This window comes from Haladaptatus sp. DYF46 (assembly GCF_021083305.1).
Taxonomy (GTDB): Archaea; Halobacteriota; Halobacteria; order Halobacteriales; family Haladaptataceae; genus Haladaptatus.
Genome location: NZ_JAJFAY010000004.1, coordinates 92,951 through 119,611, shown reverse-complemented (window position 1 = coordinate 119,611; position 26,661 = coordinate 92,951). Strand labels below are relative to the sequence as shown.

At 58.3% G+C, this 26,661-nt stretch carries 27 protein-coding genes; 9 read left to right on the top strand and 18 right to left on the bottom strand.

Annotated elements, in window-relative coordinates; all coding sequences use genetic code 11:
• Positions 1 to 79: 79 nt before the first annotated feature.
• From LJF34_RS18620 to LJF34_RS18595, 6 genes are all read right to left on the bottom strand, one after another.
• The gene (locus tag LJF34_RS18620) at positions 80 to 1,111 is read right to left on the bottom strand and encodes an ABC transporter ATP-binding protein (RefSeq protein ID WP_231186816.1); all 1,032 of its coding nucleotides are present in this window, start codon (positions 1,109 to 1,111) and stop codon (positions 80 to 82) included.
• Positions 1,108 to 2,112 (bottom strand): ABC transporter ATP-binding protein, encoded by a 1,005-nt coding sequence (locus tag LJF34_RS18615; protein WP_231186815.1) that lies wholly within the window; start codon positions 2,110 to 2,112, stop codon positions 1,108 to 1,110. Before LJF34_RS18615 ends, LJF34_RS18620 begins: the two co-directional genes overlap by 4 nt.
• 2 nt (positions 2,113 to 2,114) lie before the next feature.
• On the bottom strand, positions 2,115 to 3,014 hold the full coding sequence (locus LJF34_RS18610) for an ABC transporter permease (RefSeq protein WP_231186814.1): 900 nt from the start codon (positions 3,012 to 3,014) through the stop codon (positions 2,115 to 2,117).
• Complete coding sequence (locus tag LJF34_RS18605; RefSeq protein ID WP_255666263.1) at positions 3,011 to 3,976, bottom strand: ABC transporter permease; 966 nt, start codon at positions 3,974 to 3,976, stop codon at positions 3,011 to 3,013. Before LJF34_RS18605 ends, LJF34_RS18610 begins: the two co-directional genes overlap by 4 nt.
• On the bottom strand, positions 3,969 to 5,669 hold the full coding sequence (locus tag LJF34_RS18600; RefSeq protein WP_231186812.1) for an ABC transporter substrate-binding protein: 1,701 nt from the start codon (positions 5,667 to 5,669) through the stop codon (positions 3,969 to 3,971). Before LJF34_RS18600 ends, LJF34_RS18605 begins: the two co-directional genes overlap by 8 nt.
• 140 nt (positions 5,670 to 5,809) lie before the next feature.
• Positions 5,810 to 6,190, bottom strand: a complete 381-nt coding sequence (locus tag LJF34_RS18595; protein WP_231186811.1) for a cupin domain-containing protein — start codon at positions 6,188 to 6,190, stop codon at positions 5,810 to 5,812.
• Between LJF34_RS18595 and LJF34_RS18590 the strand changes: the two genes are divergently transcribed.
• Positions 6,170 to 6,463, top strand: a complete 294-nt coding sequence (locus LJF34_RS18590; protein ID WP_231186810.1) for a helix-turn-helix domain-containing protein — start codon at positions 6,170 to 6,172, stop codon at positions 6,461 to 6,463. The two genes, LJF34_RS18595 and LJF34_RS18590, sit on opposite strands and share 21 nt — an antisense overlap.
• A gap of 903 nt (positions 6,464 to 7,366) precedes the next feature.
• Here the strand turns inward: LJF34_RS18590 and LJF34_RS18585 are convergent.
• From LJF34_RS18585 to LJF34_RS18565, 5 genes are all read right to left on the bottom strand, one after another.
• Entirely contained in the window at positions 7,367 to 8,020 is a 654-nt protein-coding gene (locus LJF34_RS18585) for a VTT domain-containing protein (RefSeq protein ID WP_231186809.1), read from the bottom strand.
• Positions 8,017 to 9,201 carry a glycerophosphodiester phosphodiesterase gene (locus LJF34_RS18580; RefSeq protein ID WP_231186808.1) on the bottom strand — a complete coding sequence of 395 codons (1,185 nt, stop codon included), beginning with the start codon at positions 9,199 to 9,201 and terminating at the stop codon, positions 8,017 to 8,019. The genes LJF34_RS18585 and LJF34_RS18580 overlap by 4 nt, the downstream gene beginning before the upstream one ends.
• A 559-nt stretch (positions 9,202 to 9,760) precedes the next feature.
• Positions 9,761 to 10,789, bottom strand: a complete 1,029-nt coding sequence (locus LJF34_RS18575; RefSeq protein ID WP_231186807.1) for a flippase-like domain-containing protein — start codon at positions 10,787 to 10,789, stop codon at positions 9,761 to 9,763.
• Positions 10,790 to 11,003: 214 nt separating this feature from the next.
• Positions 11,004 to 12,269, bottom strand: a complete 1,266-nt coding sequence (locus LJF34_RS18570) for an ABC transporter permease (RefSeq protein WP_231186806.1) — start codon at positions 12,267 to 12,269, stop codon at positions 11,004 to 11,006.
• A complete protein-coding gene (locus LJF34_RS18565; protein ID WP_231187237.1) occupies positions 12,269 to 13,030 on the bottom strand; it encodes an ABC transporter ATP-binding protein in 762 nt (253 codons plus the stop codon). The genes LJF34_RS18570 and LJF34_RS18565 overlap by 1 nt, the downstream gene beginning before the upstream one ends.
• A gap of 436 nt (positions 13,031 to 13,466) precedes the next feature.
• Between LJF34_RS18565 and LJF34_RS18560 the strand changes: the two genes are divergently transcribed.
• Positions 13,467 to 14,210 carry a hypothetical protein gene (locus LJF34_RS18560; protein WP_231186805.1) on the top strand — a complete coding sequence of 248 codons (744 nt, stop codon included), beginning with the start codon at positions 13,467 to 13,469 and terminating at the stop codon, positions 14,208 to 14,210.
• A gap of 95 nt (positions 14,211 to 14,305) precedes the next feature.
• On the opposite strand, the gene LJF34_RS18555 is transcribed toward LJF34_RS18560, so the two are convergent.
• The 3 genes from LJF34_RS18555 to LJF34_RS18545 are packed head-to-tail and all read right to left on the bottom strand — an operon-like array spanning position 14,306 to position 16,796.
• Positions 14,306 to 15,136: a class II glutamine amidotransferase gene (locus tag LJF34_RS18555; protein ID WP_231186804.1), complete on the bottom strand. Its 831-nt coding sequence runs from the start codon at positions 15,134 to 15,136 to the stop codon at positions 14,306 to 14,308.
• 14 nt (positions 15,137 to 15,150) lie between these two features.
• Entirely contained in the window at positions 15,151 to 15,849 is a 699-nt protein-coding gene (locus LJF34_RS18550; RefSeq protein ID WP_231186803.1) for a class I SAM-dependent methyltransferase, read from the bottom strand.
• A gap of 2 nt (positions 15,850 to 15,851) precedes the next feature.
• A complete protein-coding gene (locus tag LJF34_RS18545) occupies positions 15,852 to 16,796 on the bottom strand; it encodes an NAD(P)/FAD-dependent oxidoreductase (RefSeq protein WP_231186802.1) in 945 nt (314 codons plus the stop codon).
• A 217-nt stretch (positions 16,797 to 17,013) separates the two neighbouring features.
• Between LJF34_RS18545 and LJF34_RS18540 the strand changes: the two genes are divergently transcribed.
• The gene (locus LJF34_RS18540) at positions 17,014 to 17,403 is read left to right on the top strand and encodes a helix-turn-helix domain-containing protein (protein ID WP_231186801.1); all 390 of its coding nucleotides are present in this window, start codon (positions 17,014 to 17,016) and stop codon (positions 17,401 to 17,403) included.
• A 228-nt stretch (positions 17,404 to 17,631) separates the two neighbouring features.
• Here the strand turns inward: LJF34_RS18540 and LJF34_RS18535 are convergent, their stop codons facing one another.
• Positions 17,632 to 17,829 carry a hypothetical protein gene (locus tag LJF34_RS18535; RefSeq protein WP_231186800.1) on the bottom strand — a complete coding sequence of 66 codons (198 nt, stop codon included), beginning with the start codon at positions 17,827 to 17,829 and terminating at the stop codon, positions 17,632 to 17,634.
• A gap of 184 nt (positions 17,830 to 18,013) precedes the next feature.
• Here LJF34_RS18535 and LJF34_RS18530 point away from each other — a divergent pair, with 184 nt between their 5' ends.
• From LJF34_RS18530 to LJF34_RS18520, 3 genes are all read left to right on the top strand, one after another.
• Entirely contained in the window at positions 18,014 to 19,342 is a 1,329-nt protein-coding gene (locus LJF34_RS18530) for a hypothetical protein (RefSeq protein ID WP_231186799.1), read from the top strand.
• Between the two features lie 196 nt (positions 19,343 to 19,538).
• The gene (locus LJF34_RS18525) at positions 19,539 to 19,865 is read left to right on the top strand and encodes a HalOD1 output domain-containing protein (protein ID WP_231186798.1); all 327 of its coding nucleotides are present in this window, start codon (positions 19,539 to 19,541) and stop codon (positions 19,863 to 19,865) included.
• A 58-nt stretch (positions 19,866 to 19,923) separates the two neighbouring features.
• Complete coding sequence (locus LJF34_RS18520) at positions 19,924 to 20,160, top strand: hypothetical protein (RefSeq protein WP_231186797.1); 237 nt, start codon at positions 19,924 to 19,926, stop codon at positions 20,158 to 20,160.
• Here the strand turns inward: LJF34_RS18520 and LJF34_RS18515 are convergent.
• The 3 genes from LJF34_RS18515 to LJF34_RS18505 all read right to left on the bottom strand — a co-directional run bounded on the left by LJF34_RS18515 (position 20,157) and on the right by LJF34_RS18505 (position 23,968).
• Positions 20,157 to 20,573, bottom strand: a complete 417-nt coding sequence (locus tag LJF34_RS18515; RefSeq protein WP_231186796.1) for an SPW repeat protein — start codon at positions 20,571 to 20,573, stop codon at positions 20,157 to 20,159. The genes LJF34_RS18520 and LJF34_RS18515 overlap by 4 nt on opposite strands.
• A gap of 93 nt (positions 20,574 to 20,666) precedes the next feature.
• On the bottom strand, positions 20,667 to 22,715 hold the full coding sequence (locus tag LJF34_RS18510; RefSeq protein ID WP_231186795.1) for a S9 family peptidase: 2,049 nt from the start codon (positions 22,713 to 22,715) through the stop codon (positions 20,667 to 20,669).
• Between the two features lie 107 nt (positions 22,716 to 22,822).
• Positions 22,823 to 23,968 (bottom strand): FAD-dependent oxidoreductase, encoded by a 1,146-nt coding sequence (locus tag LJF34_RS18505; protein WP_231186794.1) that lies wholly within the window; start codon positions 23,966 to 23,968, stop codon positions 22,823 to 22,825.
• Between the two features lie 72 nt (positions 23,969 to 24,040).
• On the opposite strand from LJF34_RS18505, the gene LJF34_RS18500 reads away from it, so the two are divergent.
• From LJF34_RS18500 to LJF34_RS18490, 3 genes are all read left to right on the top strand, one after another.
• The gene (locus tag LJF34_RS18500) at positions 24,041 to 25,018 is read left to right on the top strand and encodes an ornithine cyclodeaminase family protein (RefSeq protein WP_231186793.1); all 978 of its coding nucleotides are present in this window, start codon (positions 24,041 to 24,043) and stop codon (positions 25,016 to 25,018) included.
• Positions 25,019 to 25,397: 379 nt separating this feature from the next.
• Positions 25,398 to 26,234 carry a ParA family protein gene (locus tag LJF34_RS18495; protein ID WP_231186792.1) on the top strand — a complete coding sequence of 279 codons (837 nt, stop codon included), beginning with the start codon at positions 25,398 to 25,400 and terminating at the stop codon, positions 26,232 to 26,234.
• Positions 26,231 to 26,641: a hypothetical protein gene (locus LJF34_RS18490; RefSeq protein ID WP_231186791.1), complete on the top strand. Its 411-nt coding sequence runs from the start codon at positions 26,231 to 26,233 to the stop codon at positions 26,639 to 26,641. The genes LJF34_RS18495 and LJF34_RS18490 overlap by 4 nt, the downstream gene beginning before the upstream one ends.
• Positions 26,642 to 26,661 lie beyond the last annotated feature (20 nt).

The following is a 26,661-nucleotide window of genomic DNA, read 5'->3' as shown; positions in this document are numbered from 1 at the left end:
CATCGGGTGTTCAAAAACAGATACGAGGTCGAAATCGGTGCAGCGCTTTGCCCGCCGGGATAACGCCCCTCGCCCACCGCTATCCCAGTCGATCTACCGCTCTTTTCTCGTCCGGCCCGTCCTCGGCGGTATCGTAGAGATGGCAGGCGGTGTGGCGTGCTCCGTCAGTCGCCCCGCGCTCCCGTTCCACGAGTTCCGGATTGACCTCCTCGCACTCCGGCATCGCCATCGGACATCGGGTTCGAAAGCGACAGCCGGACGGAGGATCGATGGGGGAAGGGATTTCACCCTGAATGCCACCTCCCCGATCGAGTTCGCCCGGTTCGGGGAGCGTGATGGAGTCGAAGAGTGCCTGCGTGTACGGGTGGTACGGGTCGTCGAACAGCTCCGTCGTGAGCGCGTTCTCTACGATTTCCCCGAGGTACATTACCGATACCTCGTCACAGACCCGGCGGACGACGTTCAGGTCGTGAGTGATAAACAGCAGCGTCAGATCGTACTCGGCTTTCAGATCGTCGATGAGTCCGAGAATCTTGGACTGCACGCTCACGTCCAGCGCCGAGACCGGTTCGTCGAGGACGATGAACTCGGGTTTCACCGAGAGCGCCCGCGCGATCGCGATGCGTTGCTGTTGTCCGCCGGAAAATTCGTGCGGATAGCGGTCGGTGTGTTCCGGCCGCAGGCCGACGTCTTCGAGGCACCGTTCGGCCAGCGACGCTGCATCCGCGCCGGAGGCGACGTCGTGGAACCGTATCGCCTTACGGAGAATCTTCCCGACGGTGTGTTTGGGGTTGAGGCTGTTCCGTGGGTTCTGAAACACGATCTGCATTTTACTGCGGTATGGTCCGAGTTCACGGTCACTCAGTCCGGTTATCTCGGTCCCATCGAATCGAACAGTGCCGGCCGTCGGATCGTGGATGCGCAACAGGAGGTTTCCGAGCGTGCTCTTGCCACACCCGGATTCGCCGACGAGCCCCATGGTTTGGCCGCTCCCGATGTCGAGATCCACGCCATCGACGGCGTGAACCACGTCGTCGGAGAAGAACCGCGCGGCCACCCCCGACCCCGTCGAGAACCGCTTTTCGAGACCACGTGCTTCGATGAGGCTCATTCCGCTTCCTCCTCCACGAGATAGCAGGCGACCTCTCGTTCGCCGACGTCGTACCGAGGCGGGTGGACGTCTCGACAGCGATCATGAACCTTCGGACACCGGTCCGCGAACTGACAGCCGTCGGGCCTGTCGAGCGGGCTCGGAATCTCTCCCTCCATCACGAACAGGTCCTCGTCGGGCCTATCGTATCTGGGAATCGAGTTCAGTAGCGCCTGCGTATAGGGGTTTTTCGGTGACGACAGCACCGTCTCCGTGGGTCCCACCTCCATGATCTTCCCGGCGTACATCACGGCCACTCGATCACAGAGTTTCGCGACGACCGAGAGGTCGTGTGTGATCCAGAGCACCGCCGTGTTCCGTTCCTCGACCATATCCTTGAACAGTGCCAGAATCTGACGCTCGATGCTCACGTCCAGCCCGGTCGTCGGTTCGTCCGCAAGCACGAGTTTCGGGTCACAGAGGAGCGCCATCCCGATCATCGCTCGCTGAAGCATGCCGCCGGAGAACTCGTGCGGATAGTCGGTGTACCGATCCTCGGGGGAGGGGATACCGACGGCGTCGAGCATCTCGATGACCGCTTCCCGACACGCCGCGTCGTGGTCGAGGCCGAGTATCCGTCTGAACGGATGGACCGGCCCACTTCGGTGGCTTCGAAGCACGTCGTGGAGTTGCCGCCCGACCGTCTGTGTCGGGTTGAACGCCTCCTCCGGGCTTTGAAATATCATGGACATCTCTTTGCCACGGAGTTCCGCGAGTTCCGATTCCGTGAGCGAGAGCACGTCTCGACCGTCGTACTCCACCGAGCCGTCCGCGATGCGGCCGGGTCGTTCGACGAGGTTCATTATCGAGTCCGCGGTAACGCTCTTGCCGCTCCCGCTCTCGCCGACGAGACCGACGATTTCTCCGGGCTCGATGGAGAGGTCGATGCCGTCGACGGCTCGAACCGTGCCGCCGGTAGTGTCAAAGTACGTGTGCAAGTCGTCGATATGGAGAATACTCATGGTTACAGTCTCCGTTCCCCGCTGTCACCCTGGGGATCGAGGGCATCTCGAATACTGTCGCCGAGGAGGTTGAATCCGAGAACGGTCGTCATGATGGCAAGCCCCGGGAACAGCGAATACCACCATGCGGAATCGATGTACTCCTGACTCGTCGAGAGCATGATGCCCCACGTCGGTGTCGGCGGCGTGACTCCCAGTCCGAGGAAGGAGAGCCCCGCCTCCGCGATGATCGCGACCGCCAGCGAGAACGTCGCTTGGACGATGATCGGCGTGACACAGTTCGGCAGAATCTCGTCCCGTAAGACGTTTCTGGTCGGATATCCCATCACCTCCGCTGCGGTGACGTACTCCTCGGACTTGACCGAGAGAGCCTTACTCCGGGTGATTCTAGCGAACAGGGGAATGAAGGCGATGCCGAGCGCGAGAATGATGCTGGAGAAGCCACGCCCCAGCGATGCCAACAGGGCGATAGCGAGCAGAATAGCGGGGAACGCCAGCAGCACGTCGACCGCACGCATCCCCACGTTGTCGACGAGGCCACCGTAATAGGCGGTGACGAGTCCCAGCGTCACGCCGACGACGCCTGCGAACGTCACTGCGCCGATCCCGACGACGATACTCGTCCGAGTGCCGTAGATGACGCGTGCGAGGATGTCTCGGCCCTGCTCGTCGGTTCCGAACGGGTGGGCGAGACTGGGCGAGACGAGTCGGTTCTCGGGGTGGAGCACGTACGGATCGTGGAGCAACGTCTTGATGAGTAGGCCGTTGAGCACGAATTCGTCGACGATGGAGAACATCGCGAGCAGAACGCATCCGACGACTATGAGCGCACCGAGGGCCATAACGGGGTCGGACATAGTCCGCCGATACAACCGCAACCGGACGGTCGTTTCGGTGCTCATCGGTCACCTCCTTCGATATCGATGCGGGGATCGAAGCGGGCGTACACCAAGTCGACGAGCAGATTAGCCGCGACGAACGTCACCGCAACCAACATCGTGACGCCCTGAATGACCGGGAAATCCTTGCTGAAGATGGCCCCGACCGTCATCCGGCCGATACCGGGGATGCTGAACACCTGCTCGACGATGACCGCGCCGCCGAGCAGCGATCCCAACTGGAGACCGAGGACGGTTATCGTCGGCAGGATGGCGTTCTTTAGCGCGTAGACGTAGGTCACCTCCCGCGTGTCGATTCCGTACGCTTTCGCCGTCCGGACGTACCCCTCCTGCAGTTCGTCGAGCATACCGCCGCGCAGGAGACGGGTTAGGATCGCCGCCTGTGCGGTACCGAGGGCGATAGCGGGCAACAACGTCGACGTGATTCCCTCGATCGGGTCCTCGGTTATCAGCGTCATCCCGAAGATCGGAAACGCCCGCATCGGAACCGCTATCACCAAGATGAGCACCAAGCCGAGCCAGAAATTGGGCGTACTGATGCCCAGCAGCGCACCAACCCGACTCGCGTGGTCGGCGAACTTCCCTTTCCTGACCGCACCGGTGATGCCGAGCGGAAACGAGACGATAACGGCGATGAGAAGCGCCGAGATCGATAGTTGAGCGGTATACGGGAGCCGCTGGAGGATCATCGTGGTAACGCCCCGATGAGTCTTGAGTGACCGGCCGAAGTCGCCGCGAACCGCGCCCGTGACGAAATCGAGGTACTGGCTGTAGATCGGCTGATTGAGCCCCATCTGTTGTCGGAGCCTTTCCACGGTCTCGGGGGTGGCGCGTTGACCCAAGGCGAACCGTGCGGGATCGCCGGGCGTGAGGTGCATGATACCGAAGGTGACGATGGAGGCCCCGACGAGGACCGGAATCGCCCAGAGTATCCGGCTCACCAGATATCGTAGCAGTCTACTCATCTTTCACGTATATATCCGACCACATGTGGCCGGTCGAACCCTCCAGGTAGTGGTACCCCCCTAACTTCGAACTGAGGGCGATCTCGATCGACGGCGACATGATGGGTATCGTCCCACAGAGCTCCATCACTCGCAGTTGCATCTTCTCGTAGATGTTCGCACGCTCGGCGTCGTCGAGTGTGCTCGCTGCCTCGTTGAGGAACTGGTCGGTCTTGTCGTCTTTGAAGAACTGGACGTTCGAAGCGCCGGCGTACGGCGACGCCAGCATGAACTGCATCACGTCGGGAGTGCCCCAACCCAATCCGGTGTTCAGGAGGTTGGTCTCCCCCTGGGCCATCTGTACCGATGCTTGATTGGACTGAGTAGTCGTGAGGTCGACGTCGAACCCCACCTCACCCAGCATCGCCACGATCTCCTCGGAACTCTGGAGCAATGGCTGCGGGGCGTTCCCCGTCACCATACTGAGTTTGAGCCGCTTCCCGTCCTTCGCGCGGGAGTCACCGTCCTGCTCCCAGCCCGCGTCTTCGAGGAGTTGGCGCGATTTATCCGGGTCGTACTCGTAGCCGATCTCTTCGAGCACGGTCTCGCCCGCCCACGGTCCCTGACCGACGGGCATCGGGGAGTAGTTGACTTCCCCGGCCCCCTTGTAGATGTCATCGACGATCCGCTCCCTGTCGATCGCGTGGGCGATGGCCTGACGGACCCTTCGGTCGTCCGTCGGGGGGAGTCCGTTGTGCGGAGCCAAGTATCGAATCGACGTTCCGGAAAACGAGTGAAACGCCGCCTCGTCGGACTCCTGCAGTTTCGCCCGGTCCTTCGTCGGGGCCGGAAGCACCACGTCCACGTCCCCTGTCAGGAGCCCCTGCGTGCGGGGCGTCGTGGAGGGGATGACTTGGAAGACGATCCGCTTGGGGCGCGGCGGGTCATCGGCCTCCACGACGTCGAGCACCGGCGTCTCGTAGTCGTCGTTTCGGGCCAGAGTGAGGTGCTCGTCTTTTACCCATTCCTCGAGTCGGTACGGGCCGGTACCGACCGGATTCTGCGCGAACTCCTCTTTGGACGCCCCGGCGAGGTCCTCGGGGAGGATGCCGAAGTACGAAGAGTAGGAGGTGTGGATATCGAAGAAGGCGTACGGCTTCTCGAACTGAAAGGTCACCCGTCGGTCGTCGACCTTCTCGACATTCTGGAGCGAGCCGACGGCCCACGGGATCAGCGATTGGTCGCGTAACCGCTCGAAGGTGAACACGACGTCGTCGGCCGTGAACTCGTCGCCGTTGTGGTACGTTATCCCGCTATCGACGTTGAACTCGATAGTCCATTCGGTGCCGTCGTCGCTGATCTCGTATCCCTTTCCGAGCGACTCCCGGATGTTCCGGTCGCCGTCCATCTGCACCATGCTGTCGTAGAGTAGCGCCATCACGTAACTCGCGCCGTTGTCGGTAGTTTGGTGCGGGTCGAGCAAATCGGGGCCCGAGGGAATCGCGATAACCAGTTCCTCCGGGACGGTCACACCGCCGGCCACCGTCCCCCCATTGGTGTCGTTCCCCCCGTTGCTGGAACAGCCGGCGAGCGATGTGCCGAGGAGCATCGTGCCGCCGACTTTGAGCATGTCGATGAACTCCCTGCGGTCCAGCGCAGTGCCCTTCAGGTCCGTTGGGGCCTCTGCGACCGTAATTTCGTCATTTGGATCCATGTGTGGTTTTCACAAACCATCGGAGGATAATCCCACCACCCCACATAGGAGGGTCGATACAGCGGCGGTTACCTGCTGGTTGGAGTGAAGCCACGAGACCCCGCGTTCGTCCGTTCACGACCAACGGGAAAACCGCTCCGTCACTCCGTGTCCGCCAGCAACTCCGTGTCGTACTGCGGCGCGAGTGCTTCGATTTTCTCCAGCTGTGCTCGCTCATCCTCCTCGCTTTGATTGGCGACCGTCGTTGGCCCGACAACCGGGACGCCGACGGCGCGGAAGAACTCGTCCTGACCGGCCGGTTCACAGGTGCACAGCATCTGCGTCGGCCGATCCGTCGCATTCGTGAACTGGTGTGGTGCATTCGCCGGAACGTGAATCGTCCGACCCGCCTTCGCGGTGATAGATTCACCGCGGAACGTTACTTCGATCTCGCCTTCGAGGACCACGAACGTTTCTTCGAAATCGTGGCGATGTGGACCGGGTCCGCCACCCGGCGGAACGTGCACGTAGATGAGACACATCTAGTCGGCGGTGTCTTCGCCCGACAGGAGGACCGTGTACGTATCGCCAACGAGGAACAGGTGCGGGGCGTCTGGATCGTTCGGATCCACAAGGGTGGCATCGCGGTTGGAGTCGTCGAGGCGGTCGAGCGCGGGTACTACGAGAGTCCGCGCCAGTGTACGCTCACGGAACTCGCCGAATCGTTCGGCGTGAGCAAGGACACTGCGAGCGGGATCCTCCACCGCGCCGAACGACGGATCATCAAGCGATTCCTCGGTAAGCCGCCCTTCTGAGCCCCTTGGTTTTGTCGGTGATCGCACGAACCGGAACGTCCTGATTCATCTCTCTTGTATCTGTCTTCGGGTCCTCGTCACTCGACTCTGGAGCGAGCAATTCACAACCTTGGAAGATGAGATTGTTGCGTGCCTTTATTTCTCTATTCTCATTTTAGAAACCGAATCGTAGTCACATGAGACCGTGAGGTCACTAGTTCCCAGAGTCGTCAATCGACGTGATGGGCGTTGCTTGCTCCCAACAGGACCGAAACGACGTCTCGACAGTTTGGACGAACTCCTGATCGTCGATCCGAGTCACTCCGAGGATCGAACGAGGATCGAACGGGTCGGCCACGTACACGCAGAGGTCGGTTTGATCGATCAGATCGATGCTGGTGTACACTTCGTTAGTAATCCGCAGTTCGAATCTCTCGTGATCGGTAATCTCGCGCACAGCCACGTCTTCAAGTAACGCCGACAGTTCGCCGAGAACCCGACATTCACTCGATTTACTCTTGAGTGCGCTGTGGGCGGCCAATCCTTACAGTGCGCTGAATTCGATCGGAGATTGGGAGAAGTGTCGTCATGGTGGTAGTTTGTAGAAATCTAAACGCGGGACCTGTGGCCCTCGGGCGTGTGGAAACGCGCCGGGTGTTCCAGCACTCGGCACTGGTCTTCCGAAATCCAGCGAAAGACCATGAGTACGAAACCACCTGCGGAACTTGGAGCTGACGAGACGGCACAGCAACGCGCACAGAAGACTGATGGAAAAACTCCGGAGAATTGCGACTGTGACGGCCTCGGTGACTTCCCGTGCTGGCCGTGTGTGCGGACGGGACGGAAGGACTTGCCGAACTAACCACCGTTTGGTCCAGACTTGCCATCAAGTCCATTATTACAGTCGACGATAGTATAATTTGATTAGACTACTGATGTAATTCCCCCCAAAAATCCGGCCGTCACGAGAAGCCGTCCGAGACTTCCGAGAAACGTCGCAACCGCGAACTTCGTATAATTCCGTTCGATAACAGCGAATGCGTAGATCGAGAGCGTATCCGGGAAAAAGGGGACAGATAGAGCTATCGCGAGTCCAGCATAGCCGTACTGCTGTACGAACTGGACGAACCATTTCTCCGACCATTCGAGGACGTTCCACCTCGATTGCCGTAACCAGCGGATGATCGGTCCGGATTGTGCGACTTCCTGACCGATGTGTAACGCGAACACACTTCCCGCAGCCTTTCCAGTAGCACTGACGAGCATGATGGTCGAGATATTCGCCCAGTGCGGCACTCCGAGATTGAGCGGCGCGAGCAAGACGATTTCACTCGGACCGGGAAGCGCAAACGCTATCAGAAACGAATACCCGAAGATAATTACTAGCCCGACCCACCCCGTTGCTGATTCGACGAGTGAATGGAGAGCCGCACCACCGGTAACCGCCTGTGCTAAAGAATCAATCCAGCCGGTCGCATTTTGGTGCAAAGCTAATAATGCGATGACAAATGAACCAGTCGTGACAGCGACGAGCAGAAGTCTTTGATTCCTCGTAGTATTTGAGATAAACCCCCTCATTTCTCCCACCCTCTCCCCCAGTAACCTGTGGCGATTATTCTACTCAGGGAAACGTCGTGGAGCCTATCAGTCACTAATTCGCTCACTAACAAAATGGAGTTCCGAGCCCTATTCCAGAGCTTGTTCCCTTTTGTTGCTGACTCGGATTCTGTATACTGGTTGGAAGCTATTCCTTGCCAGTCTAGCGAGGATTTGAATCGCCGAACACTATTCAAAAATGATGCTCCGCGCCATCGACCATCACTCGCTGTAGCCAATGATTTCCCTTTCCACAGAAGGATCGATATTTTTTGTTCCAGCGTTGAATTGGTCCACGTAAAAAAATAGCCTGCACGACTGTTACTGGAGGAATTGATCGAAATCGTACCAAGATTCCCGGCGATTACAGAAATAAAAGCGCCAAGCAGAACAAACGGATACGTAACTCCTCTGAGTGCGATTGGGAGGAGTAAGACTCCAACCTTCCGAAGAGACGGCTGGTCAAATATGGTTCTGCCTTGTGAGGGAGGCGAGGCTAACTGGTCAACGTAGACTAGTCTGTCGGCAATTACACCATCTGCACCGAGCTTCCGACAGATTTGTGCTCCAACGTCAGTATTTATCGTCCACACGAAGATTTTCATTTCCTTCTCGTGTGCTTGCTCAATGAGACTCGTGGATAGGCTGATGCCCCAATGGGGTTGAACGTGAGTGCATCCCAATTTCTCAGCTGCTCTGAGATTTTTCTCTGGATTTATTGCGAAGATGAGCGCAATCGGAATGTTCGGATCAACTCCTCTCACTTCCTGGAGTATCTCCTTATTGGCTGACGAGATTACGACCTGCGAGTCCCAATCCCGAACCGCGTTCACTACATCCTCCGCTAGACCAAGTTCTTTGATCTCAAGGTTGAGACTGACACCTGGAGAAATGATTTCAAGAACGTTAGCGAGCGTGGGCACTCCTTGCCCGGATCCGTGGACGTTAAGATTCGCCAACTCCGTGGCTGAGTAATCAGCTACTTGACCATCTGAGTCAGTTACAGCATCTACAATCCCATCATGGATGACAACAATTTCCCCACTTCGACATCGCCGGAGGTCCAGTTCGACCATATCAGCGTCCTTGGGAACGTTTTGAAACGCAATTTCTGTATTCTCAGGGAAACTGTTCGCGAATCCACGATGGCCAATTATTTTCATTGTATATCTAATAAAATAATGGTCTCCTCGACAACGATTCGATGCAACCTATATGCCTCTCCCTGCACTGTGGCGAGATTCGCATAATGCTTCGTCAAAGCGCGTGTCTCGTTCATTCTCATCCGATTACCCTCATCCATCGGGGATAAATAAACCCGAGAGACCTTTCAATCCAATTCTGGCTTGATATGGCCGTACAACGCCGAATTCTGGATAATTGGGTTGTAATTTTCAGGCCACTGAGTTCGAAATAGTTGCGACTTCTATGGCCGATATGGCCATACACCATTCTCCATTACGGCTGTTACACTGGGTGAACGGTGCTTTATCTTCCCATATTCGCATGGTATGGCTGGAGACGCTCGGTAGCACTGCTACCCGAAACCCAGTGTAGCCGAATTCGAAGACCCATCTTTTCCGGAGTATAGTGGGGTCCAAATATTCGATAGCTTCTGGCGGGCATCTGGAGTGTGAGGAGTATCTAACAACGGCGTCAGATTCAATGCTCACATTAGCGAATGAAGGCAAGGAAGACGATTATAATGGGCATCATGGGGAGCTACGGTGTGAAACCACGGGTGCTGAAGAGACTCGTCACCGCACCGCCTAGAAGGACGGGGACCCAATAACTAATACCACGAAATATTATCACGGCTGTAGTAATGGCTTGAACGCCGAGGGTTGGCATTAGGACTGTCAATAATGCTATTAGCACTCCTTCAATAGCCCCAGCGCCACCTGGGAGCGGCGTAACACCAGCAATGGACGCAATCGGAACGGCGAATAAGGCCACAGAAATCGGGATAGCATAGCCAATGGCGCGAAATGTAATCCACAGCCCAAGTATCTGAAGCAGCCATCCTAAAGTAGAATAACTCAGTGACAGTCCCAAGCTATGGCGATTCGTCGCAACTCGCTCAATTGATTTGAAGAACCTTTCAATCCGACTTTTCATCCCTGATTTAGATATGGGCGAAACCCATGGTAGTTTGCGAGAGGCGATCTTGAGCACGGGAGTGAGGCTGTTGACAATAATTTGCGTAAATTTGTCGCGTCTTTGCCACCCCACGAAGAGGAATGACGGCACAGCGACAGCAAGTATAACTACCGCTATTGCTGCGATTCTCAGTACTCCATGTAACGTAGATGTCAAAAGGAAATAACCGACACCAGACACCGCGAAAAATGTTGATGGGATAAAATTCAACGTGTCGAAACTGGTTATGGCTGCAAGTCCGGTTTCGTACTCTGAATCGGTTGACTGAGAGATCAGGTGAGCCGTGACCGGCTCGCCACCTGCCTGACCGAATGGCGTGATATTGTTGAAAAATATCGTCCCAACGAGCACAAAGAATCCTCTCATTCGCGAGATATTGACATCAAGTGCGTTGAGAATCGTTCGCAGCGCCATTGACCAGGCGATCAACCAACCGAAGATGGCACCGATCACTGAACACAAGAATGTCAGATTCGTACTCTCAATCGCTGCACTGAACCGGTCAACCCCAACGAAGGAAAATAATATTCCGTAAACTCCAATGATGATGAGAAAAGCGATAATTCCCTTTCTGAGATCGAGTCCCAACATCTATACACCCAACCAATGCCGATACCTGACCGTAGGGTGGTTGCAAAGCTTCGATACCGCGTCAGCTCGGCTAGATCCCGGCATATTTCCGTGACGGCCGTAAGGCGTTCTTGCAGGTGTCAGTAATTCTGAATAGATGGTTGGATGGCTAAATTTTGGGCGTTCGGCCCGGGTGGTGCAGTTTTGTGCCGATTCACCACGGTGCAGTTGAATATTATTCGTAACGAAGGGCCTCGATGGGGTCGATTCGAGCGCCGTTCCAAGCTGGGTACAGACCAGCAATGATACCGACGAGCACCCCGACGGCGACGGCAATCCCTGCCCAGTCTATCGGGAAGGTGAACGGAAGAGCGAGGAACTCTGTCGCACCATACCCAGTAAGAGCTCCGAGGATGATTCCAAACACGGATCCGAACAGCCCCAGGATAACTGCCTCAACGAGGAACAACTGAAGGATATCACGGTTCTGGAACCCAACGGCTTTCATGATTCCTATCTCGCGTGTCCGTTCGGTGACGCTCACGAGCATGATGTTAGCGATACCGATCGCGCCGACAATGAGCGAGATGACCGCAATGCCCGTGACGAAGCTGGTGAAGGTATTCACCAAGCTCTGCATTTGCTTGACGGACTCCTCGGTTGTCTGGACACTCACTTCGTACGACGATGGGAGAAGACCCTGCGCATCCGAGTCAGCAGTGAAGTAATCTGTGACACGTTTAGCGACCTGATCAACTTGGTCGTAATTAACTGCTACGACAGTCAACTGCGAGTAGACGTGCTGATTTTCCCCCGTTGCTGGACTAACAAGTCGGGTCTGGTGGAACGGGTCCGTCGGACCGTAGATTCCGGGTTGTTGACTATTATCCGAAGAACCGCCTTCGAGAATGCCGACGACTGTTGCGTTAATCGTCTTACCACCGCTCCGAGTGACTGTGATCGAGTCACCAACAGAGACGTTCTGCTCGAAGATAGTCGCCGCAGCTTCGTTCAGGACGACTTCCCGTTCACCAGGTGAGAAGGGGCCACCAGCGGAGAAATTTCCCGCCTCCGTATGGCTGAAGTAGGCTGGCGTCGTCGCCGTCATTGCTGATTTTGCAATCGACTGTCCGCTATATGTGACGCCTGAGAGTGATACGCTCCCCTCTGGAACGACCGTTTCCACGCCTTTTGTCTCCTGGAGTTGTTGAATGTCGTGCTCGGTGAAGACGGCCTGACCGCCGCCCTCTACCGGTCCATCATCGCCGACGCCCTCCGGTCCGCCATCGGCGCCTTGCGGTTGGTTCGTAACTGTTATCGTCGGAGAACCTGCAACTCCAGCCAGGTCGCCAATTATCGCGGCTTGAAGGCTCGCACCTAATGTGACAAACGTGATAACCGCTCCGATGCCGATGACGACGCCGAGTGTGGTCAGCGTCGAACGGAGACGGTGCCCGCGAATCGTCCGCCATGCCATCCGTAAACTCTCAAAGAGGTCCATTACTCACCACCTCCAACTGTTGGCCGTACAGGCGAGTCAACGATCTCTTCGCGTTCGATTACACCGTCCAGTAGGTGGATGATCTTATCGGCATGCTCGGCGATATCGCGCTCATGTGTCACCATGAGAATCGTGTTGCCACCCTCGTGGAGTTCACTCAATAGCTCCATGATATTGGCTCCAGTTTCCGAGTCCAGATTCCCCGTCGGTTCATCGGCGAGAATCAGTGCTGGGTCGTTGGCGAGGGCGCGAGCGACGGAGACCCGCTGGCGCTGACCACCTGATAGTTCGTTTGGACGATGATCTGCCCGGTCTCCGAGTCCAACACGTTCTAAGAGTTGCTTCGCACGTTCGTTTCGCTCACTTCGTGAAACTTTCTGGGCGACCATTGGCTGCACGATGTTCTCTTGGGCGGTCAGTCGAGGCAGTAGGTTGAAGGTCTGAAAGACGAACCCAATCTCGCTGCCCCGTAGCCGTGTTCGTTCTCTACTGGAGAGTTGAGTCACGTCCTTCCCGTTGACGGTAACTCGCCCCTCCGTCGGAGTGTCTAAACACCCGATGAGATTCATCAGCGTGCTCTTCCCTGAACCGCTCGGGCCCATGACGGCAGTATATGAACCACACTTCAACTTGAGAGACACTCCGTCGAGAGCATGGACGGGGTCTCCCACCTGGTATGTTTTCCGGACATCCTGAACCGCGACTGCTGCCTGATTCGTGCGTTCGTTTTTCCCTACACCAAGTTTATCAGAAGACGACATTTCTGACACCTCTTTGTACCGGGCTCTGTTCTGTTCGTGCACTGGACTGAGAGAATCTGAGTATTAGATCGGTGGTAATTGATTTACCAGCGCGCTTGCGTCCGAGGAACCTATCGATCCCTCCTTGTTCGACAGACGGATTAATCGTCTGTAATGCTGTGGCATCTCTAAATTGCTCATTCAAACCGTGCCTTTCGATTACGCTCATTCGGATAGCCCCTTTCTAGTCGGTGGTAATAAAGGAGACAGACCGTTGTATCGAATATCGTCGCTATATCACCATACAGGCCCAAATTCTGTAGAATTGGTTTGCGGAACTAAAACCACAGAGGCCATGGTGGCTGCGTGCTCTAGGGACGATATAGGTATACACCGATTTTCCAAATACTCCGCTCAATCGTAAATGATAACCTCCTACGGCCTATATCTACACAATATGGCGGGTAAGTCGGCATCACTCCTTACGAAAACACAGCGAACCCGAATAAGGGATGATTTTGATGGTCTTGATGAGGAGAAAAAGCGGCGAGATCAACAACGAATTCGAGAACGGTTTCGGTCTGGTCTGCTAGACTTTCAGCTTCTCGCTGACTATCCAGACCGGCAGTTTGAGATGGCGTTCGACGACCTGTCGGATGACGAACTCCGGACGACACTCGCGTCTACTACCATTGTCGTCGAACGACTCTGCGAACTCAATGGTATTGATCGAGATGAATTGACCACGGACGTCCGTGGCCAGACTGAAGACTACACCGACACAACGACTGCTCCGACCCTCCAACAAATTGATCTTCAGACGACGGCGGAGATTCGCCGCCAGACAAAAGCCGAAGTCGAAGAGCAGTTTGAAGAGAACCAATGGGACAAACGAGCAAGCAAGCTAGGAAAACTAGCAGTGGCTTTTGTCACTCCTTTCCTTTTCCTTGGAGTGTACGATGAGCTAGTTACCGATATCGACCCGACAAGTTTCGATCTTCTGTCCATACCACTTGCAGCCGCCTTTATTATCTGTATATCGGGATGGTTCCTCATTACGGGCTTACAAACATTGAAATATAATATTGTACCTGTTCTGGTAAAGTTTCAGCGTGAACCAAGAGAATTCGTAAAAGCGAAAAGTAGAAGCCTTATCAAAAGCCCAGGGGAGAGAATCCGGCAAGTATGGGATGATTTGTGACCGATAATCACAGTTTCGGAGGATGAAACTGATGCGTGCCTTGCATACAGCCAAAATTCGTTAGAAAATCGGTAGTAAGCGTGTTCGGAAATGTCTCAATCAGTCAGAGCATTTGGTGTGGTCCAGACGGTCATGTCAGGACCGACCCCGACTACCCCGCCGTGTCGGATTCCGGTCCACATTGCAGGGTTATGAGCAGGTTCGCTCGCTAGTAAAAAATGATTAGTCACTCCGTTCCCGACTGCCCACGACCTCTCTTGATCCCCATGATTGATCGTCGGCGCATGGACAAAGAGTGACTTTCCACCCTGATGTCCGATGAGAGTATCACCATCTGAGAGGACGAACGTTAGATATGTTTCATCAGATGGACCGTTGGTATCGTCGTGCATACCACCAGCCAGTTCAGCAACTCGCTCCACGACGGTGCTGATGCTTTCCCAAAGCGCTTCTGGACCGACTTGCCCTGATTCTGTATCGAGGATGCCTGCATCAGCCATCGCGGTCAGGAGTCGGAAAAACAGCACCTCGCTATCCGTGGTACCCACGATATGGGGACGCAGGAACGGTGCTATTTCGTCCAGCAGCGTCGGTCGCAAGTCGTCGAACCCGGCGATATTGCCGTTGTGCGCGAACACCCACCGACCGTACTGGAACGGATGCGTATTCGCGATGGTGTGGTCACCGTGTGTCGCACGACGGACGTGGGCGACCACACAATTCGAGTTGATCTGGTTTGCCAGAGCCGAATATGCGGGGCTCTCAGCGGCCATCTCTGGACTCTTGACGATCTGTGGAACGCCCTGAACGTATTGTGCGACACCCCATCCATGTGGGTTAATCTCGCTCAGCCGTCGAAGCGACCGGTCGGCATCCGTCAACGATTCCTGTACCGGACAGCTAGCGGTGCTCCGCAACGCGAACATTCGACACATCGGAGTTATTGGTCCTCTTGAGGTCCGTAAGCCGACTCTTCATCACTTCGTTCGGCGACCAAGACGCCCACTTGGTCGTGGACGCGCTCGACTGCCGTGACCACGAATCCGACATCAGTGAGCACGTCCACGAGCATCCCGACGGTTGCCCCGTCGACCCCGTGGTCGAATAGCGGTTCTTCAGGGTCGGGTGAGCCGAAGAACATCGCGTCCCCGAGAATGAACCGACGTGCGCCGAGATCGGCGATGACCTCGATAGCCTCGCGTTTTTTCTCGTCGGGGAGGTGGTGCAGGGCAAAGTTTGAGACGACGATGTCGACGCGAGCACCACGAGCGTCGGCTTGGGGCGTCTCCGACGACCCGGTGTCGACGTCGCCGTCGTAGTGCGGGTCGCGGAACTCGCCGTAGCCGAACTCCACGTTCTCGAAACCGTTGTCGGCGGCTTTCGACCGCGCCTGCTCTATCATCCCGTCGCTGATGTCGCGACCGACGACGTGGCCGGCGTCCTCGGCCAACGCGAACGCGATCAGGCCCGTCCCCGTTCCGAGGTCGAGAACGACGTCGTCGGGACCAGGGTTGGCGTGCTCGACGACGAGCGAGGCGCACGCGTTGTAGATCGGCTTCTCGTCGCTGTCGTGTATGTCGTCATACTGATCCGCGACCTCCGAAAAGCGATCGGCGAGCTCCTCTAAGGACATTTCCATAGTTACCACCCCCCTCCGAAGTCTTCCATGGAGAGTTCCCCATTCACGGTTGCCCCGACTGCGTACCCATCCGCGGCGGCCGATGCTATGGAGGGAGGGCCTCCGCTAGAGGCGTCGCCAGCAACGAACAGGCCCTCGACCGATGTCAACCCGATTCCACGCTGGGAGCGCGTTGCATCGACGAGCCCAGCCTCATCCACTTCGAGACCGAGCTGTTCTGGGATCTCGCTGTGTTGCTCCATCGGCGGCGGGTAGAACAGAGCGTGGCGAGCGACCTCGCGGCCATCCGCGAGGGAAATGCTTTCGAGAGCACCATTCGATCCGTTGAGTGCGGTAATCGGTTCGTCCTCGATTTCGATTCCGTGCTTGACGAACAGTGACTGCGATTCTTCGTCGAAGACGTCATACCCATCAGTGAACACGACGAGGTCGTCACTCAGGTTGTAGATGAGCTTCGCGTAGTGGACCATGTGTTCGTCCGTGACCATCACGCCGAGGGGTTCACCACGAACTTCGTAGCCGTGGCAGTAGGGACAGTGGTGCACGCCACTCCCCCAGAATTCCTCGAAGCCGTCGGTATCTGGAAGGTTGTCACTGACACCAGTCGCTAGTACGACTTTCCGGCTTATGACGGTCTCGCCGGAATCCAGGGTACTGGTGAAGCTGTTGTTGTCCCTGCTGACATCCGTTACTTTCGTGTCCCGAAACTCGCCGCCGTATTTCACGACTTCCTCCTGACCGAGCCGACGCAGCTCCTCCGGCGGGATACCGTCTCTCGTCAGGTATCCGTGGGCTTCAGCTGCTGGACCATTGCGCGGTTCGCCGTTATCACAGACCAAGACACTGCGGAGCGAGCGCCCTAACTGGAGGGCTGCACTCAAACCAGCAGGCCCGCCCCCGATGATGAGAACGTCGTATTCCAACTCACAGTCATCAGTTGTTTGCATACTATCTGCAATGAGGCGAGGTGTGATAAGTTCATCGCTGCCGAGAGCGGAACCGATTAATTATTGGATATTGATATTCTATGGCCCCTATGGCCCGTATTCTCCATTATCACGTTTCTACTCTCTCCGCTCAATTTCTTCATGTCGATTCCGAACTCGCGTTTGATTGCATAAGAGTGCAAACCTTATGTGGCGACAGCACTAAGGGTCGATAACAATGCCAGAAGCTGTACAAAAGCAACTTGGGGATGAACGGGAGTGTGAAGGTCTTCTTGACTGTATGTTCGGACTGAGTGAGCTAGACAGAGCCGTATTTAGATTGTTAGCAGAGTCTTCTGAGCCGCTTACCGTGGATTACGTTGCGAAGTTCATCGGTAAAGAGCGGACGACTGCGTACCGTTCAGTCAAACGACTCGAAGAGGCAGGAGTTGTCGTGCAAGAACAGGAAAGTTGTCCGAAGGGAGGCTATCACCACGTGTATAGGGTCTCTGACCCTGACGAGATAGCGAATGAGCTCCAACGAATGCTCAACCAGTGGTACGCTGAGACTGGCCAACTCATTCAGGAATTCCGAGATACATATGTCAAGGACCGTCCTTCTGAATAGATCGATACCTTTCCCCTCGTGACGAATTCGTAGTCGTCTTAGTATAGCGAGATTTGGTATATTCCCAGCTCACGTCGCTAAAAGGACGACGGCACCGGCGGCCAAACCGATACCCGCTACGTCCCGTATATCGACCGACTCGCCGAGGACTACCGCGCCGAGAACGGCCGCGACGACGAAATAGAGCGCGGTGACGATCGTCGAGATCGCGGTATTCCCGCGTAAGCGCTACGTAGTACTGGTGGAACCGATGCCGGAGAACAGGCCGCCAGCGATGGCGAACGTGACTCCCGACCCCGAGATCGAGAGGGGATCGGGTGTGGCTATGTATGCGATCGCGAGGCCGACGCCCACGGTGTAGGATATCGCCATCCACTTCGGGCGCGAGCGTTCGGGTGGCGAAATCGGCAAACAGTGCCCAGACATCTCACGCGAGCATACCGACGAGGGCAAAATATATCGCGGTTCGAACCATGCCGTTCAGGAAACCGTCCACCGACGAAGCCCTTCGGGTTCGGGCGGGACAGGCGGTGCCAACCGAGGGACAGTTACCGCCTGATTCGAGTGCAGGGGAGCTATAACAAATTGGTCATCTCCCGACGAAGGGCACATGGGACGCCCGACGACCCTCGTATTCGCCCTGTTCGTCGCCTCCGCAGTCGGAGCGATGGCGGTAGTGGCGGCCGAACCGCAGTCGAACTCGAAACCTGAAGAGCGCTGGAACGAAACGTACGGCGGGTCCGGCGACGACATCTTCAACGATGTCGCACGGACGGACGACGGCGGTTACGTACTCGTGGGAGAGAAAGAGAGCGAGAGCACCGGCATCGACGGCTGGGTGATGAAAATCGACGGCGATGGAAACAAGCAGTGGGAGCGAACGCTCTCCGGACCGGGAACGGACCGGTTGTACTCCGTCACCGTGATGGACGGCCAGATCGTCGTCGCCGGTCGAACCGACCGCGGCGGAAGCCCGACGGGATGGGTGCTGGAACTCGATGCGGGCGGACGAACGCAGAACGAGCGGACGCCGGGAACGGGCGCGTTTTACGGCGTCGAGCAGGACGGAGACGGATACGTACTCGCCGGTTGGACCCAAGGGGACAGCGGCGTCGGCGGGTGGCTACTGAAGCAAGGTGCGTCGGGGTCGAAGGCGTGGGAACGGACGTACGCGGCTCCGAACGGGAGTACGGGACGCTTCAAGGCAGTCGTTCCGACGGCTGACGGATACCTCGTCGCCGGGGAGGTCGATAGCGGAGGCCAAGACGCGTGGGTTCTCGAGGCCGGAAACAACGGCGAGCGACAGTGGCAACGTACCCTCGGCGGGGCGGACCGGGAAGCCGTCTGGGCGGCGACGGGTGACGAAAGTGGAATCGTCGTGGCCGGCGAGTCCGAAAGCGGAAAATCGCGCGACGGCTGGGTGTTCCGGTACGATTCAAGCGGGGCACTGGACTGGGAGAAGCGGTTCGGCGGCGGGGAAGTCGATTGGCTCGACTCGGCGATGTCGACGGAGGACGGCGGGTACCTGTTCACGGGCGGAACGCTGACCGGTGGAATCGGGAGTGCGGACGGGTACGTGGTGAAAACGGGCGCTGACGGGAACCTTCAGTGGGAAAAGGCGTACGGAAGTACGGGCTGGGATAAACCATGGCCCGCGATACAGGCTCACGACGGAGGTTACCTCCTCGCGGGACAAACCGGCGGGTTCGGCGCCCGAGGCATGGACGGATGGGTGCTGGAACTCGGTCCGGGGTCGATGACGGAAACGACGAACCAGAGCACAACGGAGGAGACGACGGGGGAGAAATCCACGACGACGAATGCGGCTTCAGGTGAAACTGGTTCGTCGTCCGGGAACACCAGTTTGCCCGGGTTCACGGTTCCAGTGGCGTTGGTCGCGCTCCTGCTGTTGGGCTGGTGGCGGGGTGGACAGTCGTAGAGCGGAAAAGGTGAGAACCGAGCGGGGATGAGGAACCGGGACGACGGAAGGAGTCACCCGTCGCGACGCACATTCGAGCCATTTTAAATCTTTTTTCGGACATATCACGGAGAGGTATTAGTTTCAGATACAATCGAGATTCTTTTATTGCTGTAATCAGTTTAACACCCTAACTGAACACTCGAATCGGCATATCATGAAAGAGAATCGATTTACCGAACGGGCGACGGACCTCGACCGAGACGGACGGAAAGCGTATCGAGTCGCGGGAGAGAACGACGACCCGAGCACACGAGTCATCAGAGGAGTGGAGGAGATAGTCGGACAGGGGGCGGAAAAACAGACGTGGCTCTACGATAGCGTCGACCCCGACGCGTTGGATGCGATTTTCGGACAGAAACACGACGGGACGCTACGGACGAACGGTAAGATCACGTTTCTCGCCCGTGGATGTGAGATACTCATCAATGCGGACGGAGAAATAGTCGTGTACGGGCCGGTGGACGAAGACGAAACGGAGTAGGAAACGATTTCGAAACGGTATTGATGCCCGGGCCACGAATGGGGTCAAGAACCGATTGATGACCGACAAAGCACCCGTTACGTTCCGTGAACTGTTCTCCGAGCTGCCGGTACAGACCGGACTGTTCAGTTTCGGACCAGTGTTGCTGGGCCTCGCCCAGTTGTGGAACGGCTACTCACACCAGACCGCACTCTCGTTCCATGCGATGTTCGCCGTCGTGATGGTCGGATTCGCGGTCCTCGTCACTCGATACCATCTCGCATCGTTCCGATTGGACAAACTGGAACGACTTTAAGCCGTTCCGGCGGGCGCGCCCGCTCTCTCCTCACGGCCCGCGTAGGCGTTGTACCCGGCAATGATGGCCACGACGATGCCGGAGATGATGTCGCTCCAGAACGCCGTCGACGCGGTCATGATGAACGGCACGAGTATCATCCAAAGGCCCAACAGTGCGACGAACGACGAACTACCCACGCTCGTCAACATCCCCCGAGACATGCGGTAGTAGTTGTACCCCGCGATGAGGAATATCGCCGCCCCGATGATGAGGTTGTTCCAGTAACTCGTCGTTGACATCGATGGGTAGACGAACGCGGAAATGAATATCCACGCCCCCACGAGCGATACGAAACCGCTCAGCCATTTCAGTCCCGATTCGTCAGTGTCGGTACTTCGAGACGCTCCTTCTCTCGCTTCTGTTTCACTCATCAGTGTTTCCCCGGAGAGGGGTAAGTCGAGCGAGTGAATAAAGCGAGCGACCGTTTAATCGGAAACGGGAATCGTTCAACCGCTAACGTCCCATTACGGCCGTTCGGGGTCGTGAGTTGTGAACCATTCCGTTAGCTGTTCGATGCGGTGTACAGCCCTGTCCGGGTCGCCAATGTTGTGATGCTCGTCGGGGTAAACCACGAGTTTCGCGGGGACGCCCTGCTTTTTGACGGAGATGTATAGCTGTTCGGACTGCGACGGTGGACAGCGCCAGTCCTCGCCGCCAGCCGTGACCAACAGGGGCGTTTCGATGTTGCCGACGTCCGTGATGCTGGAGGAGGAATCGTAGGCTTCCGGGTTCTCCCACGGCAGGCCGAAGTCGTTTTCCCACCAGATGTGAGCGTCGTCGGTTCCGTACGCCGACCGGAGGTCGTAGATGCCGTGTTCGGCGGCGGCCGCGGTGAAGCGGTTCGTCCGCGTCACGAGATAGCCCGTCGTGATGCCGCCGTAGGAGAGGCCGGTGACGAAGGTGCGGTCCGAATCGGCCCACCCCCGATCGACGAGATGCTCGACGCCCGCGAGCACGTCCTCGGATTCGCGGGGACCCCAGTCGCCACGGATGGCTTCGCTGAACGCCCGACCGTATGAACTGCTTCCCCGGTAGTTTGGGCGGAGGACGACGTATCCTCGATCGGCCCAAAAGGCGTACTCAAACGAGAACTCGGGCGCGTCGTAGGCGACGGGACCGCCGTGGATGCTGACGATTAGCGGCCTCGGATCGGGGTCTTCGGGGTCGAAATCCGGAGGATAGTAGACGATGCCCTCGATGTCGTCGCCGGATTCGTTCGGATACACGACGCGCCGACAGTCGGGCATGGCGTGCGTTTGCTCGAAGGATTCGTTACACGCGGTCACTCGAACGGCGTCGCCGGAATCGAGGTCGGCAACGGGGAGGCTGTACAAATCCCCGACGGTTTCGGGGTCCGTGAGGAGCAGTGCAACTGTCCCTCCCGCGCAATCGAACGTTTCGACGGTTCGGTACTCGCCTTGCGAATCGAACGTGAACGTCGGCGAGTCCTCGGCCGCCGAACAGCGAACGAGGCGCGTGCTTCCCTCGTCCCCGACGGCGACGAGGAGCGTCCCGTCGTCTTCCCACCGGAACCGTCCGGAGCGTGCGACGGTCCGGTCGAGCGATTCCGAGACGGACCGGTAGTCGCCGTCCTCGGCGACGTACAACTGGGTCGGGACGTGCGTGTTCGTCGGGTGGTTTCCGGTAAACGCGAGACGGGACCCGTCCGGCGACCAGCGGAGAACACCGGCAGCGAGGTCCGAGTCGGTGACTTTCCGCAGGTCATTCCCGTCGGGTGAGACGGTGTACACGTCCATCGCCTCGGAATCGTCGGGGCGGTCCGTGCGGTTCGAAAGGAACGCGATTCGCTCCGGCCCCCACGCGGGTTGCAGACCCAGCAAGGGTTCGTACGCCCCGCCGCCGTAGGCGTCGTCGAGGCGGCGCGTTTCGCGCGTTTCGGCGTCGACGACGAACAGGTAGGTCGTCACGTCGTCCAGCAGTCCCTTCCCGTCGAACCGGTGTTGCAGTCGTTCGGTTTCGACGGGGCCGCCGTCCCGGAGGTCCGCGAGGTAGTCGCGTTCCTCCTCGGTCGGGTCGCGCGAGGAGATGACGAGTCGGTCAGCGTCGGGTGCCCAATCGAACTCGCGGACGCCCTCCTCCCGATCCGTGAGTTGCCGAGCGTCGCCGCCGCGAACCATGTCGAACAGCCATAGCTGAGGTTTGGGTTCATCGTCCGCGCCGTTTGCTTCGTTCTCATCGTCCTCACCGTCCTCGTCCTCGTTCCCGTCGTCCGTCGTCACCGAGAGCGCGACGTCCTCCTCGCGGGCGGCGAGGAATCCGAGTTTCGCGCCGTCCGGGGACCACTTCGGCGACCCGGCGTTGGACGCCCGCGAGAGCCGATACGGGTCGTCGCTCCCGTCCGCCGGGACGACGAACAGGGACGTTCGTCGGTCGTCCTTCATCCGGTCGAACTCGTCGGCGACGAAGGCGATTCGAGTGCCGTCGGGCGAGAGCGCGAGGTCGCTCACCAGCGTCAGGTCGTAGAAATCGTCCGGCTGAAACGTGTCTGTCACGCATACTTCCTGCCGCGGGATGATAATAATTGTATGTGCGCCAGCAAATCGGACGGTTGCCGGGACGCGACGGAGGGTTCGGTTTTCACGCGACGACAGACCGTCCTTTACGCGACGTTCCGTTCGTCGACGGTACGTCCCTCCGCGAATCTATCCGAATCGAGCATGGAGATGTCCACGAGCGACGCCTCGCCGTCGAAGACGAGTTCCGTGACGAGTTGGCCGGTCGCCGGCGCGTGCTGAAAGCCGTGCCCCGAAAATCCGACGGCGTTCACGAATCCCGGAATCGTCTCCTCGATGATGGGATGGTGGTCCGGCGTGACGGCGTACAGACCCGCCCAACCGCGACGAATCTCGGACTCGGGGCCGAAGTAGGTCGTCCACTCCGCCGCCTTCTCTACGGCCCCGACGGTCCAGTCGAGGTCCGTCGTCCGGTCGTAGGCGTTCGGGTCGGCCGTCGTGTCGCCGCCGAAATGCCCGCCGACGAGCGCGGCACCCTCGCGTTCCGGGCGGAAGTACGACCCCGTATCGAGGTCGATGGTCAGCGGAACCGACTCGGCGACGGGCGTTTCCGGGGCGATGACCGCCATTTGGCGACGTTCGGGCGAAATCGGGAGGTCGAGGTCCGCCATGGCGGCGACCCTGCTCGCCCACGGTCCGGCGGCGTTGACGACGAAATCAGCATCGAGGGGTCCGTCGGTCGTCTCGACGCCCTCGATTCCGGTCGAATCGCCGGGGACGCCCGTCACTTCGACGCCGGTTCGGATGTCGGCACCGACTTCACGGGCGCGGGTGGCGAACGCCTGGAGCGCCAGATGTGGGTCCGCGAACCCGTCGTTCGGGGAGTACGTCGCGGCGCGGAACAGGTCGGCGCGGAGGCCGGGGCAAACCTCGCGCGCTTCCTCGGGGGTGAGCAACTCGCTTTGAACGCCGCGCTCGTTCTGCATCGCGACCGTCTCCGCGAGTTCGTCCGCCGACGCCTCGTCCCTGGCGAGGAAGAGATACCCCGAGCGTCTGTGGGAGATGTCGGCGTCGAACTCCTCCTCGAACCGGTTCCACACGCGCATGCTGGCCCGCGAGAGCGCGACGTTGACGGGGGTCGAAAACTGAGCTCGAATGCCGCCAGCGGAGCGTTCGGTGCTTCCGGCACCGACGTTCGAACGTTCACAGACGACCACTTCGGCCCCGCGTTTCGCGAGATAGTACGCGCTCGAACAGCCGACGATTCCGCCACCGATCACGACGACTCGCATGGCTACCAAAACGGACTCTAGGATAATGGTTCCATCGTCGGGAAATAAGCATGTTCGCGGCCAATGCCCACCATGGTCCGAATACTCTCTGACGATGACGTGGACTCGCTCCTCGAAATCGACGCCCTGCTTCCCGTCGTCCGCGACGCGTTCGTCAAACAGGAACGCGGTGACGTCGAACGACCCGACCGCCCCCACTTTCCGGTCGGTGCGGGGATCGACGGCGACGCGCCGCTCGGAACCGGCCTCGTCATGCCCGCCTACATCCACGGCGAACCCCACTACGCCACGAAATTAGTCGGGGTCCACGGAGGAAACGAAGACCGCGGGCTTCCGACGGTCAATGCCCAAATCGCGCTGACCGACGCCGAGACGGGACTCCCCGCCGCCCTCCTCGCCGGAACGAGAATCACGAACGCTCGAACGGGCTGTATCGGTGGAGTTGCGGCCGCCGAACTCGCCTCGTCGTCCCCGGTGAAACTCGCCGTCATCGGAGCGGGGACGCAAGCCCGCTGGCAAGCCCGCTGTATCGTGACCGCGACGGACGTCGAATCGATTCGGGTCTATTCCCCCAGCGATTCCAAGCGCGAATGTGCAGACGAACTCGAATCGGAATTCGGCGTGCCGACCACACCGGTCGAATCGGCGGATGACGCGGTGGCGGATGCGACGGTCGTCGTCACCGCGACGACCGCGACTACTCCCGTCTTTTCCGGCGAGGCACTCCGCCCCGGAACGCTGGTCATCGCGGTCGGTGCCTACAACGAGGAGATGCGCGAACTCGACCGGGAGACGTTCTCCCGCGCGGATAAAACGGTCGCCGACGTACCGGGAGAAGTCGCCGAAACCGGGGACGTACGGGCGACCGACCTCGAAGCAGACGACTTCGTTCCGCTGGGCGACGTGTTGGACGGAGCGGCCGGCCGGGACTCCGACTCGGAAATCGTCGTCGTCGAAAGCGTCGGGTCGGCCGTACTCGACGCCGCCGCGAGCGAGTTCGTGTTCGAACGAGCGGAGGAGACGAAAGCCGGACGGGAAGTCGAACTGTAACGACCATCGAGGGAGCCCCGTTAGACATATTTGTAGAAATCTTGCCAGAGAGCCATCCAGATATCCGAATAGATTTCCGACGAGCGTATCGGAAGGAGGTGGAGATGTACAGACAGATTCCCGGAGAGATATATAGACAGATAGCTATAGAGAGACATACACAGAAACCCAATCAGAACGAGACCGAGCGCCGCGTTTTGCGAAAACCCGGGTGTGAAACCACATAGCTCCGCTGCCGCCATGCAGGTTTCTTCGTAGAAAACCGATTAGATATCTGGAAATATATCCAGAGAGTTAGCTATCTGTATAGCTATCCGCATAGTTTCGCCCAGTTGTCTGACGAGAATTTATGAGGAGCCAGCGTATATCGACCGATTGTATGAAACGGGCCATCACACTGTGGAGCGAGTCCGGCGGGGTCGGCAAGACGACCATGGCGACGAACGTTTCCGCCGCGCTGGGCCGACAGGACGAGCGGGTTCTCGTTATCGACTTGGACCCCCAACTGGGAAGTCTGACCGACCACGTCGGCTACCAGGAGTTGAAAACCGGCGACCGCGACCACCTCGGGCACGTTCTGCTGGACGACGAAAAGGATATCCGGTCGCTCATCGTCGAAACGGAGGATTTCGACCTCGTGCCGTCTCACGAAGGGCTCGCGAACATCGAGAGCGAGATGGCCGCACGGAACACTTCGCTTCGGGAGTTCCAACTCAGGTCCGCGCTCAAATCCGTCGCATCGGAGTACGATTACTTCATCATCGATCCGCCGGCGACGCTGAACGTGCTCGTGGACAACGCGCTCGTCGCGGCGCGAAACGTCCTCATTCCCATCGAACTCACTCGAAAGGGAAGCATCTCCATCGAAGGGTTGGAAGACACCCTCGACAGCATGGAGCGCGGGTTCAAGAAGTTCGACGACAGCTTCAAACTGGGAATCCTCGCCGTCGTGCCGAACGAGGTCGGCGACTCGAACATCTACCGCGACACGCGCGAGGAACTTGAAACGGACGGGAAACCGGTGACGCCCTTCGGCGTTCGAAAACGTGACGTGCTGAAGGAAGCGTGGAAAAACCAGATGAACCTGTTCGAGTTCGCGGAGAGCGGGGATACGCGCGACCTTCGCGAGTACGAGGAGGACCTGCTCGCGAACTTCGAGCAACTGGCGCGAATCGTCCAGCAGGGGACGGTCGACGCGGTGGAGGTCGAGGCATGACCAAGGACGACAGGTATGGCGCGACGGACGACGATTACAGCGATGATGTCGGCACATACGCCGAATCACCCGCGGATACGGCTTCGAGCGCCGAGGCCGTCGCGACCGAGTCGAGGAGCAGCGAATCGACGCCGACCGAATCGGAACCCGAGACGAGTACGAGTTCCGACCCGCTCCCGTTCATCTTCGCGCGCCGGACCGTGAAAGCCGACCGGGACGCCGTTCCGGTGTACGTGCAAGACCAAACGGCGACGGAAATCGACGAACTGGAACGCGAACTGGGTCAGACCTTCGATGGCGACAAGGTGATGGCGCTTGACGTGCGCGAAGCACTCATCCGAGCGGGGTTGGAGAACGCGGACGACGTCCGCCGCGTGATGGAAGAGTGGGGCTACGGTCGCCGGTAAAAGTCGCTTCTTGCTTGCGG